The following is a 14,339-nucleotide window of genomic DNA, read 5'->3' on the forward strand; positions in this document are numbered from 1 at the left end:
ACCGGCAGCGGCTCGGGTTCTGGCACTGACAGCGGCTCCGGATCAGGATCGGGCAGCGGCAACGGCTCAGGTTCCGGCAGCAACAGCGCCGACGGCAACGGCTCCGGCTCTGGCTCTGGCTCCGGCAGCAACAGCGCCGACGGCAACGGAGGCACCGGCGGAACCAACAACGCCGACGGCAACGGAGGCACCGGGGCTCCGGCCAAGGACGACAAGAACTGGTTGTTCAACAGCAAGGAAAAGACGCACGACCTTTTCATGGACGGCGCGAGGAAGTACGCGAACGAGCACCCAGGCTCGATCAACCAGTATCAGCTCGACGCTTTCGACAAGAAGATGAACGAGATCCTGAAGATCATGGACGGCCCCCCGGGCTGGACCGACAACAAGGAGTTCGCCAAGGTCGTCGATGTCATCAAGCACATCACCGACCCGAACCACAACGGTACAGCGCTCATCACGAAGGGCACGATCGACATGATCCGCGGGGCAGTGCTCCCCGGCGTGGCGGCCGGAGACCACTTCCCGCGTGATTCGCGCGGGAACAACGCTCCCTGATCCACGCTCGAACGAACCGAGCCCGGTTCGGGTGTCCACACAGGACACCCGAACCGGGCTTTTTCAGATCGTCAGCGGCGAACCCGGCGGCGTGCGTACCGCAGCATCCAGGCTCCGGCCAGCATCAAGGCGAAGGCCAGCGCGACCAGATCACCGGTGTGCGAACCGGTCGAGGCCAACGGACCGGGCGGATGGACCGGAGGCGTCGGGTCGACGGGAGGCGTCGGGTCGACCGGAGGCGTCGGCGGCTCGCCTGGGGTGACCGACGTTTCGGTGAAGCAACCGGGTTCGTCCGAGGTGAGACAGTTGGCGCCGGGAGTGGTGGAAGTGACCGCGTTGCGCAGCTTCGCTTCCCCGGAACCGGCGGTGACCGAATACGTCACGGCGACCTTTTGCCCGACAGCGAGCTTTCCGTGCCAGCGAAGCAGCTTCTCTTTCAGCTCGACAGATCCGCTCGTGGCCTTCGCGTCGCCGTTGTACGTCGCTCCACTGAGGACATCGGTCAGATCGTCGGTCACGACGGCGTCGTCGTAGGCGCCGGTGCCGGTATTGGTGATCGACAGCGTGTACGTGACCTTGTCGCCGGGAGCGACTCCGGTCGACGGCGACGCCGCTTTGGCGATGATCATCGAGAGTACCGGGGTGCGGGTGGAACAGGCAGGATCCCGCTGCCCTGACGGCGGGCAGTTGGTTCCTTCGTCGCCCGCGACGGCGTTGTCCAGGAAGTGGTCCCCGCGCAAGGGTTTCGCCACGGTGACGGAGTAGGTGATGGTCGCCGTGGCACCGGGAGCGACCGTGCCCGTCCAGGTCAGCTTCGGCTCCGCGTACGCGACGTCGCCCGCGGTGGCCTTCGCGTCCCCGTTGTAGGTCGCGTCGTCGAGGACCTTGGTCAGATCGTCGGTGAACGAAGCGCCGGGATACGGGGCTTCGCCGGTGTTGCGCACGACGACCGTGTACGTGACCTTGCCGCCCGGCGCGGCCACTGCCGGGGCGGCCGACTTCGTGATGCGCAGCGCCGGGGTGGGCAGCTCGTTGCGGCAGTCCGGATCGTCGGAGCCCTCTTCACAGTTCGAGCCCGTGCCCGTGACCACGTTGACCAGGCGTTTGTCGCCCTTGTTGGTCACGACGACCGAATAGGTGACGGTGGCCTTGTCCCCGGGAGCGAGGGAGCCGGTCCAGGTCAAGGCCGGTTTCACGACGGTGACGGTCACCGTGCCGGTGTCCGCCTTCGCGTCGCCGTTGTAGGTCGCGTCGTCCAGCACACCGGTGAGGTCGTCGGTGAACGACGCGGCGGGATCCGTTGCCGCGCCGACGTTTTCGACGGTGACGGTGTAGGTGACCGTGTCACCGGTCTTGACCTCGTCGGGGGTCGCCGTCTTGCGGATCTTGAGCGCGGGCACCGGCGTGACCGTCCCGCAGTCCGGATCCGCCGAGCCCGGCGGGCAGTTGCCGTCCGGGGTGCCGACGACGGCGTTGGTGAGCTTCTTGTCGCCGCCGGGCGGGCGGTTCACGGTAACGGAGTAGGTGATGGTGACGGTGGCGCCGGCCGCGACGTCACCGGTCCAGGTCACCACCGGGGCCTCGTAGCCGGTGGTGCCACCGGTCGCCGTGGCGTCGTCGTTGTAGGTCGCGTCGTCGAGGACGCCGGTCAGGTCGTCGGTGATCCGCGCTCCCGGGTACGCCGCGGTTCCGGTGTTCTGGACGCGCACCGTGTAGGTGAGCCGCTCGCCCGGCCGGGGCGCGGACGGCTCGGCGGTCTTGGCGATCCGCAGGGCCGCGACCGGGGTGACGGTGGAACAAGCCGGATCCGTCGAGCCGGGCGGGCAGGTCGAGTCGTCGGTGCCGGTCACGGCGTTGCGCAGCGTCCGATCACCGGCGGGCGGCTTGTTCACGGTGACCGAATAGGTGATGGTCACCGTGGCGCCCGCCGGAAGATCCGCCGTCCAGGTCAGGTTCGGCGCCGCGTACGTGACGGTGCCCGCGGTGGCCCGCGCGTCCTGGTTGTACGTCGCGTCGTCGAGGGCACCGCCGAGATCGTCGGTGAACCGGGCGCCCCGGTAGACGCCGGTTCCGTGATTGCTCGCGGTCACGGTGTAGGTGACGGCCTCGCCCGGCTTCGCGCTCGCCGGTGCCGCGGTCTTGGCCAGCACCAGCGCGCCGAGCGGGGTTTCGGTCGCGCAGTCGGGGTCCCCGCCCTCGGGCGGGCAGGTGGAGCCGTCCGGTCCGACGACGACGTTGGTCAGCCGCCGGTCCCCGGCGGGCGGTTTGCCGACGGTGACCGAGTAGGTGACCGTCACCGTGGCTCCCGCGGCGACGTCACCGGTCCAGGTGAGTTTCCGGCCCGGCTCGTCGAAGGCGGTGACGCCCGCGGTGGCGGAGGCGTCGCCGTTCCACGCGGCGTCGTCGAGGACGCCGGTCAGGTCGTCGGTGAACGAGGCGCCCGGGTAGGCCGCCGAGCCGACGTTGCGCACCTTCACGGTGTAGGTGACCTTGTCCCCGGGCATGGCCGAGGCCGGGCTCGCCGTCTTCTTGATCTCCAGGGCGCCGATCGGGGTCTCGGTGCCGCAGGCCGGGTCCGTGCTCCCCGGCGGGCACGTCGAGCCGTCCGGACCGGTGACCGCGTTGCGCAGCACCTTGTCCCCGGCCGGCGGCGTGCCGACCTTCACCGAATAGGTGATCGTGACCGTCTTCCCGGCGGGGATGTCTCCGGCCCACGTCAACGTCGGGCTGGCGTAGGCGGGTTGCGCCGGGGTCGGCGTCCCGTCCGCCTTGGCGACGGCGTCACCGTTGTAGGTGGCGTCGTCGACGACGCCGGACAGGTCGTCGGTGAGCGTCACCCCGGCCGCGGCCGAACCGTCGAGAGTGCGCGCGGTCAGGGTGTACGTCACGACGTCGCCGGGTTTGGCCGAGTCCGGTGCGGCCGATTTCGTGATCACGACGCCGTTGATCGGCTCGTCCGTGCCGCAATCCGGGTCTGTGGAGCCTTCGGGGCAGGTGGAACCGTCCGGCCCGATGACCGCGTTGGTCAGCCGTTTGTTCCCGCCCGGCGGGTTCGCGACTGTCACCGAATAGGTGATCGTGACCGTGCCGCCCTTCCCGACGGCACCGGCCCAGCGCAGGGTCTTGTCACCGTCCACATAGGTCACGACGCCGGAGGTCGCGGTGGCATCGCCGTCGTACGCCGCGTCGTCGACCACATCGGACAGATCGTCGACGGCGGTGGCGTCCGCCCAGTCGGCCGTGCCGTCGTTGGTGAGCGTGACCGTGTAGGTGACCTTCTGGCCGGGCATGGGCTTCTTCGGCGCGCTGGTCTTGACGATCTTCAACGTCGCCACGGCGACCCGCGCGGCGCACTCTGGGTCGCTCCCGCCCTCGGCGCAGTTGCTGTCCGGCACGGTCACGACGTTGTCGAGCTTCTTGTCGCCGCCCGGTGGCGAACCGATCGTCACCGAATAGGTGATCGTCACGGTCGCGCCGGGGCCGATGTCGCCGGTCCAGGTCAGCCGCTTCCCCGTCGCGTCGTACTGGGGTTTCGCCAGCTCGCCGCCGCCGGATACGGCTTTCGCGTCGTCGTTGTACGCGGCGTCGTCCACCACGCCGGACAGGTCGTCGGTGACGACCGTCCCGGGCGCGGTCGCCGTTCCCTCGTTGGCGACGGTGACGGTGTAGGTGACCTTGTCGCCGGGCTTCGCGTCGGTCTTGTCCGCCTTCTTGGCGACCACGAGCCGTTTCGTCAGGTCCGGGGCGATCGAGCAGCTGGCCAGGTCGGTGATGGGCCAGGTCCCGCCCGATTCGGAGGTGATCCGGCCGACCTGGTTGGTGTGCGCGTTACCACCGGGGACCTGCTGGGACACGCCGGTGCGCGGATCGACCTTGTACAGCGCGCCACCGTAGTAGCCGAGGTAGATCGACCCGTTCAGGAAGGCCATGCCGTAGTTGTTGAAGCCGTTGGACGATCCGGGACCGGTGACCTTCACCGCCTGGGTGGTCTCGCCGGTGTCCGGGTCGAAGCGGTAGATGTAGCTCTGGCCGCCGTAGACGATCCCGTAGTACACGCCGCCGGAGGAATCGACGAACAGGTCGGGGACGAGCGATCCGCCGGCGAACACGGGGTCGTTCGCCGGAACGGGTTTCAGCGTCGACCCGCGGGAGAAGGTCTTCGTCGCGCCGCTGGCCAGGTTCATCGCGAACAACACCGGCGCCCCGCCGTTCTGCGCGCCGTAGAGCATTCCGGACGCGGGATCGGCTCCGAGCCCGCCCCAGTTGACTCCGGCGGGGAGCTTGCGGGTCTCGCCTCCGGCGATCTCGTCGGTGACGGTGTTCGTGCCCGACACGTGCTTGTAGAGCGTGAGGTTCCCGGTGGTGTAGCTGGAGTAGAAGGCGGCCACCCGGCCGGTGTCCGGGTCCTTGCCCATCGCCATGTTCGTCGACCAGTAGTCCGGCAGGCCCGTGCCCGCCCGCTTGCTGATCACCGTGTTCTGGATCTCCGCGTCCCCCGCGGCGTCGGCGCGGAACTGCATGCCGGACCGGAAGTTGCTGTAGTACAGGTGGTCGCAGTCGAACGTCGACGGGTCGTTCTCGCCCTGCACCGGCCACGTCGCCGCCTGCGCCGTCCCCGTCGTGACCAGGGTTCCGAACAGGACCGCCAGCACTGTGCCGAACGACAAAACCCGGCGTGACAACGGTTTCAGCGCACGACGCCGGTATTGAGCGACGACCACGAAGAGCCTCCCGGTGGCGAGCCAACTCAGCCTGACGCTACAAGCCGTGCCGCGAGCCTCAACTCGAAAGCCGGGGCGCCACCTGAACGTGTTCGATCATGGGTGAGCCGAATCCGGTTCCGCTCCGGCCGCCGTTGTGCTTTCGTTCGGGCATGACTGAGCGGGTGAACATCTCTTCCGGCGGGGACTTCGAGCAGATCTTCGGTTACAGCCGGGCGGTACGCGTCGGCGACCACATCCACGTGTCCGGGACGACGGCGCGTGAACCGTTCCGTTCGGGGGACGCGTACGAACAGGCCGCCGCCGTGCTTTCGATCATCGAAACCGCGCTGCGGGAGGCCGGTTCGAGCCTGGCCGCGGTGGTGCGCACGGTCACCTACGTCACCGACATCAAGGACGCCCGACTGGTGGCGCGGGCGCATCGCGAGGCCTTCGGCGACGTGCTGCCCGCGGCCACCATGGTCGAGGTCACGGCGTTGCTCGACCCGAAGATGAAGGTCGAGATCGAGGCCTACGCCATCGAGAAGTAGCTACTTCCCGAACGACCCGACCAGCGCTTCGGGAGACTCGCGCGTCGCGTAGAGCTTCCAGAAGGCGTCGGCGAAGACATCCGGGTGGATCACCTCGGGCTCGAAGTCCAGCGGGCTCGAGGTGAGCACCCGATGCGGGACGCTGCCCTCGATCAGCGCGCCGACGTTGACGGCTCCGGCGTAGACGCCCTTCTCGGCGAGCACGGCGTTGAGGTTGTGGAAGTAGTTCCGCAGCGCGGCCTGCGCCATGCCGACGTTGCCGAGGAACGGCGCCGGGTGCAGGCCGGACTGGCCGGCGGTGAACAGGATCGCGCCGTCGCCGCGCTCGGCCATGGCCGGCAGGACGGCCCGGACCAGCGCCACCGCGGACACCAGGAACCGGTCCAGGACGAGCCGCAGATTCTCCTGATCGACGTCGAGTACTGGCACGATCCCCTCGCCCATGGTCCCGCCGCCGGGGTTGAACGCGACGGCGTCGATCCGGCCGATGGCGGCGACGGCGGCCTCGATCTGCTCCGGTTCGTAGACGTCGGCGACGTACCCGCGCGCTTCGATGCCGTCTCCGCCCAGTTCGGCGACGAGCGCGTCGAGGTTCTCGGTGGTGCGCGCGACGAGGGCGATCCGGAAGCCTTCGCGGCCGAAGCGGCGGGCGAGCGACAGCCCCAGCACCGGTCCGGCGCCGAAGATCGCGAGCGTTCTGGTCATGGGTCCTCCAGGAAGATTAAGTTGAGGGTGTCCTCAACTTCCTTGAAGGTACACACAAGTCGAGGCCACCTTCAACTTGACTACGATACGGTCATGACCAAACCCCTGCGGAAGGACGCCCAGCGCAACCGCGACCTGCTGGTCGAGGCCGCCAGGGGGCTCTACGCCGCGCGCGGCCTCGACGTCGCGCTCGAAGAGATCGCCAAGACCGCCGGCGTCAGCATCGGCACCCTGTACAACCACTTCCCCCAGCGCGCGGATCTGGTGAACGCCGTGTTCGCCGACCGGACCGAGACCGTCGCGAAGCTGGCCGAACACGCGCTGTCCCTCGACGACGCGTGGGCCGGGCTGACGTCGTTCGTCGAACGGGTCTGCGAACTCCAGGCCGCCGATCGCGGCTACAACGAACTGGCCTCGACGCGGCCGCCGCAGGCCGAGGACCTCGAACGCGGCTACGAACTCATGACCCGGGTCGTCGAACGCGCCAAGGAGAGCGGTGCCCTGCGCGAGGACTTCACCCTGGAAGACATGGCCTTCGTGACCTGGGGAATCGCGCGGACCGTGGAGGCGGCCTCGGCCGTCCGGCCGGAGGTGTGGCGCCGCCACCTCGCCCTCCTGTTCGACGGGATGCGCGCGACCGCCGCGAACCCGTTGCCGGAACCGCCGCTGCTGCCCGGCGAACTCGCCGGGATCATGCGCGGCTGCGACTGAAAACCGGCAGGCAACCCAGGACCCCTCCGGGACGTGTTCACCCCGGAGGGAAGATCCTATGAAGACGAAGCTTCTGTTCTTTGCCCTGCTGGGGGCCCTGTTCGCGACGACAGCCTGTTCGGCTGAGACACCACCGCCGCCGCCCACGACGGTCACGGCCACGCCGTCGTCCACGGCACCGGCGCCGCCGTCGGGACCGGACGCGAAGACCGTCGCGTGGCTCGACGGAGTGTGCGGCGCGGTGTACGGCTACATGAAGGCGTCCAACGACTATTCGACCAAGCAGCCATCGGGAACCGAAGTGACCCGCGGTGCGATGAAAGAGGAACTCGGGGTCCGCGCGGGATTCGCGGGGAAGGCCGTCGACGACCTGAACGCGCTGCCCGCGTCACCTGTTCCGGGCGGTGACGCGGTGAAGAAGTCCCTTGTGGACCGGTTCACCACGGCCAGGGACGCGGCGAACACCGGGAAGCAGCGCCTGGAGAAGTCCGGGAACGGCGCCGCCATGGACGCGGCGATCCAGGCGATGGACGCCACGCAGAAACCGATCACGGAGACCCCCGATCTCCTGCCCTCTCTCACGCTCAAGACACCGGACCTGATGGCCGCCGCGGCCGCGGCCAAGAAATGCTCGTCTCCCCAGTGACCGGAGTCCCCATGAGAACGAAAGCCTTGACCACGGTCCTGGCGGGAGCCCTGTTCGCGGTGGCGGCCTGTTCGGGTGAGGCGGCTCCCCCGCCACCACCCGCGACGGTCACCGTCACCCCGGCACCCACGCCGCCGCCCGCCCCGGACGCCAAGACGGTCGCCTGGCTGGACGGGATGTGCGGCACGCTCTTCGGCTACGTGAAGGCCAGCAACGAGCACGCGAGCAAGCAGGGTTCCGGCGTCGAGGTGACACGCCCCTGGCTGAGCGAGGACCTCGGTGTCCGGGCCGGCCTGACGGGCAAGGTGGTCGACGAGCTGAACGCGCTGCCCGAGTCACCGGTTCCAGGCGGCGACGCGGCGAAGAAGTCCCTTGTGGACAGTTACACGAAGGCCCGGGACGCGGCGACGGAAGGGAAGCGGAAGCTGGACGCCTCGAAGAGCCCGGCCGCGCTGGACGCCGGCCTCAAGGCCTTGGACGCGGCGCAGAAACCGCTCACGGAGACCACCGATCCGTTCGCGTCGCTGAAAATGGACACGCCGGAGCTGCTGGCCGCCATGGCGGCCGCGAAGAAGTGCGCGCCGGGTTCCTGACTCACGCCGGGTCTCGTGAGTGGCCGGGACCTCTCAAGAACCGATCACCGGCGTGATCCCGCCCGCCGCGGCGAGCGCGCGATGCAGTGCGAGCTCCGCCGTCGGCCCCTCGGCCAGCACGATCCCGGTGCAGGAGCGCTGATCGGTGAGGTGCCGGATCTCGTCACCGGGGCTCGCCGTCGGGTACCACTCGGGCGCGCCGGGCAGACCGGCCAGTCTGCCGAGGCCGGACCAGCCCTTCAGCACGCCTTCCTCGGCCGGGTACGCGAGGACGAACCCGATGCCCGGTCCCCCGCCGATCTCCTGGGTGAGCAAGGCGGGTTCCTCGCCCAGCGCCAAGGAGATCATCGCGGAATAGACGTTGGTGCCCAGCGACCGGCACAGCGCCTCGCCGAGCATCGCCCCGCCGATCCGGATGTTGATCTCGACGACCTCGGCCCCGTCGGTGGTGAGCACGAACTCGGTGTGCGCGAAGCCCTGCTCGTGGCCGGCGGCCTTGAGCACCTGGCCGATCCAGTCCTCCAGCCCGGCGAGCTCGGCCTCGGGGAAGGCCACCGGGAACGCGGCGGCCTCCTCGCGTCGCACAGGCTCGGGCGACAGCTGGCGGGAGAGGATACCGAGCAGCCGGGTCCTTCCTTGCCAGGTGACGGTTTCCGCGCTGTAGAGCGGTCCGGCGAAGTACGGTTCGGCGATCAGATGCCCCTTGAGCGGCGTGTTCTTCGCCTCCTGCCGGGCACGTTCGAGCTCGGCCTCGTCGCGGACGAGCCACACGCCGCGCGACGACGTCCCCGAGGAATCCTTGACCACCAAAGGGAAACCGAGTTCTTCGGCGACCATGACGGGCACCGGCCTGCCGCGGGTGAGCCCGTGTTCGTACAGCAGCTCGCGCACCGCGCCCTTGTCCCGCAGCACGCGGACGGCCGCGGCATCCGGACCGGGCAGGCCGAGCCGGGCGGTGAGTTCCGCGCCCGGCAGCGCCCAGGTGTCGGTCGAGTTGACGATCCCGGCGAGGTCCGGGATCGCGCGCAACGCGGCTTCGCAGGCCGCGATGTCGGTGGTGTCGATGTCGACGACCTCGACCCTGCCCGGCGCGAGGATGCCGAGCTCGTACCGGTAGATGTCACGGTTTCCGGTGAACAGCACCAGTTTCCGCCCGGCCTCCGCCGCGGCTTCGGCCAGCCTTCCGAGACCGAAGGTGAGTGCTTCCAACAGAACGACGGTCATGACACGCGCTCCTTCCGGTACGACGGCTGGACGGGGATCCCGAATCGGCGGCGGCGCCAGTCCATCGCCGCCCACGGCAGGGCAAGGTCGTCCAGGGAAGCGATCTCGCGCGGCGCGAGTCCCGCCGGGTCGACGGCCTCGCGATGCCGGGCGAAGACCCTTGCCGTGTAACGATGTCCGGTGTCGGCGCCGATCACGACGTGCGTCCGCTCCGGATTCCGCGCCGCCTCCCAGCCCGCGACGAGGTACGCGGCGCCGGTGGAAAGCCCGGCGAAGACGGCGTGCTCGCGCATCAATCCGACGGTCGCGGCCATGGCGTGCACGAAGTCCAGCCAGTGGATCCGGTCGTACAGCTCGTGGTCGACGTTGCCGAACGGGATGGCGGAGCCGATCCCGGCGATGATCGCGTCCGGATCGGTGAACCGCTCGCTGCCGAAGGTGACGCTCCCGAACGGCTGGACCCCGGTCAGCCGGACGTCCGGGTCGCGTTCGCGCAGCGCCCGCGCGATCCCGCCGGTCGACGCGCCGGTGCCCACGCTGCCGACGACGGTCAGCGGCCCGGACGGCAGCGCGCGGGCGACGAGCTCGGCGACCTCGCCGTATCCCAGGTAGTGCACGGGATCGTGGTACTGGCGCATCCAGTGCATCCCCGGGTTCCGTTCCAGGAGCTCGTGCACCCGCGCGACCCGGCGCCGCTGGTCGAGGCGGAGGTCCTCGGACGGCGGCATCTGGTCGACCGTCGCGCCCAGGATCTCCAGCTGCGAACGCATGGTGAGGTCGACGGTGGTGGACGCGACGATGTGGCAGCGCAGACCGTAGCGGTGACACGCCATCGCCAGTGCCAGCGCGTAGATCCCGCTGGAGCTGTCGATCAGCGTCTGTCCTTTTCGGACCGTCCCGTCCGCGAGCAGCGACCGGACCGCGCCGAGCGCCGCGTAGACCTTCAGGGTCTCGAAGCGGATCAGCACGATGTTCGGTTTCAACCGGATCAACGCCGGGGTCTTGATCGCGTCGGTGACGTGGTCGTGGACCGGCACGGACATCGCGGTCACCGGCCGATCGAGCGCAGGTACGCGGCCAGTGACTCGGCGCCCGCCGCGTTGCGCGGGCCACTCACGAAGTCCCCGTAGGAGACGACGTGGAACCGGTTGTCGCGTACGGCGGGCGTGTTCTTCAGCTGCGGCGAGGATTTGAGGAACGCGATCTTGTCCTGCGCGGGCCGATCGGCGTAGTCCACCACGACGATCACCTCGGGTTCGGCCTTCACCACCGCTTCCCAGCCGACGCTGCCCCAGCCGTCCTGGAGGTCGCGGAAGACGTTCGTCCCGCCCGCGGCGTCGATGATGTCGTTGGGAGCGGCGTGTTTCCCGGACGTGAAGGGCTGGTCGGTTCCGGAGTCGTAGACGAACACCTTGGCAGCCGGCGTCTTCGGCGCTCCCGCGCGGACCTTGTCGAAGCGTCCCTTGAGTTCCGAGACCAGTTCGTCGGCGCGCTGGCGGACGCCGAAGATGTCGCCGAGGTTGCGCAGATCGGTGTAGAGCGCCTCCAGCGGCGTCACTTCCGACTTCGCGGTGGGGTACTCCCAGCAGGTCTCGGTGTGCAGGTAGCTGCGGATGCCGACCTGGTCCAGCAGTTTCGGCGTGATCCCGCGTTCCTCGCTGAACCCGGAGTTCCAGCCCGCGATCACCCAGTCCGCCTTGGCGTCGACCAGGATCTCGCGGGTGACCCGCGAGGTGCCGAGCCGTTCGACCTTGGCGTAGTCGTCCTTCCACGGCGAACCCGCGATCGACGGATCGCCGAGCGAGTTCATCACGTAACCGCGCATCCGGCTCGCGAGCCCCAGCGCGAACATCTTCTCGGCCCCGGAGACGTCGTAGGCCACCGGACGCTGCGGCGCCGGGAACGTGACCCGCGCGCCGCAGTTGGTCACCGTGGCCTGTGCCGGCGCGGCCGGTCCGGCCTCGACCTGGGCGCCGCAGGCGCTCAAGAGCAGTGCCGCGGCGAAGAGCGCGGTCACCCTGGACGGCTTCATCGTGAGATCCCCTCGGTTTCGTCGGCGGGAAGGTCGTAAAGCAGTTGGAGCGCACCGGTCACGGGATGGGTGACCGGGGTGACGTCGACGCCGAACACGGCGCGGACCGTTTCCGGCGTGAGCACTTCGGCAGGCGTGCCACAGGCGGCGAGCGATCCGCCGCGCAGCACCGCGATCCGATGGCAGACGGCGGCCGCGAGGTTGAGGTCGTGCAGGGCGACGAGCACGGTGAGCCCGCAGTCGCGCAGGAACTTCAGCAGTTCCACCTGATGCCGGACGTCGAGGTGGTTGGTCGGCTCGTCGAGGACCAGCACCTCGGGTTCCTGCACGAGTGCCCGCGCCACCAGGACCCGCTGCCGCTCGCCACCCGAAAGCGTCAGCACACTCCGCTGGGCGAGATGGGTGATGTCCATCCGCCGCACCGCGTCCCGGCACAGCTCGCGTTCGCGGGCCGAAAGCCGGAGGTTGCCGCGCTGATGCGGCGACCGGCCGAGCGCGACGACCTCCTCGACGGTGAAGTCCAGATCCGCCCGGCTGTCCTGGGACAGCGCGGCGATCCGGCGGGCGGTGTCGCGCAGGCCCTGTTCGGCGAGGTCGGTGCCGTCGAGCAGCACCGCGCCGCCGGACGGCTTCAACGCCCGGTAGACGCAGCGCAACGCCGTCGACTTACCGCTTCCGTTGGGCCCGAGGAGACCGACGACCTCGCCCGCGCCGACGTCCAGGCACAGCTCGCGGATCAGCGTCGATCCGGCGACCTCGACGGAAAGCGCGTTCAGGGACAGCATCAGCGACCTCCGAACGCGTAGCCGCGACGCCGCATCACGACGAGGAACACCGGGACGCCGATCAGCGCGGTGATCACCCCGAGCGGCAGTTCTTCGGGCGCGACGAGGGTGCGGGCGAGCAGGTCGACCCACACCAGGAAGACCGCGCCCACCAGCGGCGCGAGGGCGAGCACGCGGCGATGCCCGGATCCGGCGACCATCCGCACCACATGCGGCAGGACCAGCCCGACGAACCCGATCGAACCGCTGACGGCCACGAGCAGACCGGTGACGACCGCGGTGAGCAGGAACAGCCAGCGGCGCAGCGCGGCCGCGTCGGTACCGAGGCTCATCGCGGTCTCGTCACCCATGGACAGGACGTCGAGCGCGGTCCCGTGACGCAGCAGGACCACGATCGCGACGATCACCCCGAACGCGGCCAGCGGCAACGACGCCCAGGTCGCCGCCCCGAGGCTGCCGAGGAGCCAGAAGAGCACGGTCTGCGCGGCCTGGCCGTTCGGCGAGAGGTAGACGAGCACGCTCATCACGGCCTGGAAGGCGTAGGTGAGCGCGACCCCGGTGAGCACGAGACGCAACGGCGTCAGGCCGACCTTGCTGCGGGCGGCCAGATAGACCAGCGCCGTCGCGCCGAGCGCGCCGAGGAAGGCGGCCGTCGACAGCGCCAGCACGCCGAGCCCGGCGAAGAGGCCGAACACCACGACGGCGGCCGCCCCGACCGAGGCGCCCGAGGAGATCCCGAGCACGAACGGATCGGCGAGGGCGTTGCGCACCAAGGCCTGTACGGCGACCCCGACCACCGCGAGCCCGGCGCCGACCACGGCCGCCAGCAGCACCCGCGGCGTGCGGACCTGCCAGACGATCGAGTACCCGGTGACCTCGTCGCCGGTGATGGTGCCGCCGGTGACCGCCTTACCCAGGTAACGCAGGACATCCGGCAGGGCGACGGTCGACGGGCCGAGCGAGATGCCCGCGATCAGCGAGAGCACGAGCGCCGCCGACAACAGGAGCACCGGACCGGTGAGCCGGAGCGGACGGGCAGTACCTTCGTCCGGCTCCGCGAACAGGCGGAGCGGTTCAGCCCGCACGTTCACCACGCACGATCAGGCGGCGTGCGTGGTTGTCGTAGGGCGAGCCGTCGAAATCGCCGAAGCACTCGACGCCGGTGAAGCCCGCGGACTCGAACAGTGCCTTCAGTTCCGCGGCGCTGTACAGGAAAGACAGGATCGAGGCCTGCTTCGCGACACCGTCGCGGACCAGGGTCCAGTCGGTCTTGAGCCGGGTCCAGTCGTCGAGGATGGTGTCGCGCATGAACACCGTCCCGCCGTCGACGTCGGCCACCTTGGGGCGGCCGACCCAGCCGGCCAGCACCTCCTTGCCGAGGACGTCGATCAGCAGCCTGCCTCCGGGCGCGAGACTGGCGTAGGCGTTTCGCAGCACGGTGAGGTTGTCGCCGGGCTCGGTGAAGTAGCCGAACGACGTGAACATGTTGATGATCAGGTCGTACGCGCCGGGCTCGGCGTATTCGAGCATGTCGGCCTGGATCAGCTTCACGGCGACTCCCGCGCTTTCGCAGGCCTCGCGCGCGCGTTCGAGCATGGCCGGGCTGAGGTCGACGCCGGTCACGTCGGCGCCCTTCTTCGCCAGCGGCACGACGTGGATCGCCGGACCACAGGCCAGATCCAGCACCTTCGCGCCGTCGGCGACCTCCAGCAGCGGTGACGTGGCCGTCAGGCGTTCGGCCTCTTCGGCCCGGCTGGGCGGGAACATCACGTCCGCGAAGCCGACCCAAAGGTCGTCGTCCTCGTACCAGTGCATCTCACTCCGCTCGCCGGGC

Annotated in this window: 12 protein-coding genes and 1 pseudogene; 5 read left to right on the plus strand and 8 right to left on the minus strand. The window is 69.6% G+C overall.

Translation table 11 applies throughout. The features are described 5' to 3' along the window. Positions 1-558, plus strand: a pseudogene (locus AB0N89_RS11595) (hypothetical protein); the annotation flags it as partial. 71 nt (positions 559-629) lie between these two features. Here the strand turns inward: AB0N89_RS11595 and AB0N89_RS11600 are convergent. Beyond that, the gene (locus AB0N89_RS11600) at positions 630-5,279 is read right to left on the minus strand and encodes a CARDB domain-containing protein (protein WP_364203352.1); all 4,650 of its coding nucleotides are present in this window, start codon (positions 5,277-5,279) and stop codon (positions 630-632) included. Positions 5,280-5,431: 152 nt separating this feature from the next. Between AB0N89_RS11600 and AB0N89_RS11605 the strand changes: the two genes are divergently transcribed. After that, the gene (locus tag AB0N89_RS11605; protein WP_364203355.1) at positions 5,432-5,809 is read left to right on the plus strand and encodes a RidA family protein; all 378 of its coding nucleotides are present in this window, start codon (positions 5,432-5,434) and stop codon (positions 5,807-5,809) included. Here the strand turns inward: AB0N89_RS11605 and AB0N89_RS11610 are convergent, their stop codons facing one another. Further along, positions 5,810-6,514, minus strand: coding sequence for an SDR family NAD(P)-dependent oxidoreductase (locus tag AB0N89_RS11610; RefSeq protein WP_364203358.1), 705 nt, complete (start codon positions 6,512-6,514; stop codon positions 5,810-5,812). A 93-nt stretch (positions 6,515-6,607) separates the two neighbouring features. Between AB0N89_RS11610 and AB0N89_RS11615 the strand changes: the two genes are divergently transcribed. Genes AB0N89_RS11615 through AB0N89_RS11625 form a run of 3 tightly spaced genes read left to right on the plus strand, consistent with a single transcriptional unit; the run spans position 6,608 to position 8,464 of the window. Next, positions 6,608-7,225 (plus strand): TetR family transcriptional regulator, encoded by a 618-nt coding sequence (locus tag AB0N89_RS11615; protein ID WP_364203361.1) that lies wholly within the window; start codon positions 6,608-6,610, stop codon positions 7,223-7,225. A 58-nt stretch (positions 7,226-7,283) separates the two neighbouring features. Beyond that, positions 7,284-7,871 (plus strand): hypothetical protein, encoded by a 588-nt coding sequence (locus AB0N89_RS11620; protein ID WP_364203364.1) that lies wholly within the window; start codon positions 7,284-7,286, stop codon positions 7,869-7,871. Between the two features lie 11 nt (positions 7,872-7,882). Next, complete coding sequence (locus tag AB0N89_RS11625) at positions 7,883-8,464, plus strand: hypothetical protein (RefSeq protein ID WP_364203366.1); 582 nt, start codon at positions 7,883-7,885, stop codon at positions 8,462-8,464. Positions 8,465-8,497: 33 nt separating this feature from the next. Here the strand turns inward: AB0N89_RS11625 and AB0N89_RS11630 are convergent, their stop codons facing one another. Genes AB0N89_RS11630 through AB0N89_RS11655 form a run of 6 tightly spaced genes read right to left on the minus strand, consistent with a single transcriptional unit; the run spans position 8,498 to position 14,320 of the window. Then, positions 8,498-9,688, minus strand: coding sequence for an ATP-grasp domain-containing protein (locus tag AB0N89_RS11630; RefSeq protein WP_364203369.1), 1,191 nt, complete (start codon positions 9,686-9,688; stop codon positions 8,498-8,500). Next, on the minus strand, positions 9,685-10,740 hold the full coding sequence (locus AB0N89_RS11635) for a cysteine synthase family protein (RefSeq protein ID WP_364203372.1): 1,056 nt from the start codon (positions 10,738-10,740) through the stop codon (positions 9,685-9,687). The genes AB0N89_RS11630 and AB0N89_RS11635 overlap by 4 nt, the downstream gene beginning before the upstream one ends. Next, positions 10,737-11,720, minus strand: a complete 984-nt coding sequence (locus AB0N89_RS11640) for an ABC transporter substrate-binding protein (protein ID WP_364203375.1) — start codon at positions 11,718-11,720, stop codon at positions 10,737-10,739. Before AB0N89_RS11640 ends, AB0N89_RS11635 begins: the two co-directional genes overlap by 4 nt. After that, positions 11,717-12,505 (minus strand): ABC transporter ATP-binding protein, encoded by a 789-nt coding sequence (locus AB0N89_RS11645; protein WP_364203378.1) that lies wholly within the window; start codon positions 12,503-12,505, stop codon positions 11,717-11,719. Before AB0N89_RS11645 ends, AB0N89_RS11640 begins: the two co-directional genes overlap by 4 nt. Then, complete coding sequence (locus tag AB0N89_RS11650; protein ID WP_364203381.1) at positions 12,505-13,599, minus strand: iron ABC transporter permease; 1,095 nt, start codon at positions 13,597-13,599, stop codon at positions 12,505-12,507. Before AB0N89_RS11650 ends, AB0N89_RS11645 begins: the two co-directional genes overlap by 1 nt. Continuing rightward, complete coding sequence (locus AB0N89_RS11655) at positions 13,580-14,320, minus strand: class I SAM-dependent methyltransferase (protein WP_364203384.1); 741 nt, start codon at positions 14,318-14,320, stop codon at positions 13,580-13,582. The genes AB0N89_RS11650 and AB0N89_RS11655 overlap by 20 nt, the downstream gene beginning before the upstream one ends. Positions 14,321-14,339 lie beyond the last annotated feature (19 nt).

It is taken from the genome of Amycolatopsis sp. NPDC089917, assembly GCF_040684635.1.
In the GTDB taxonomy this organism is placed as follows: domain Bacteria; phylum Actinomycetota; class Actinomycetes; order Mycobacteriales; family Pseudonocardiaceae; genus Amycolatopsis.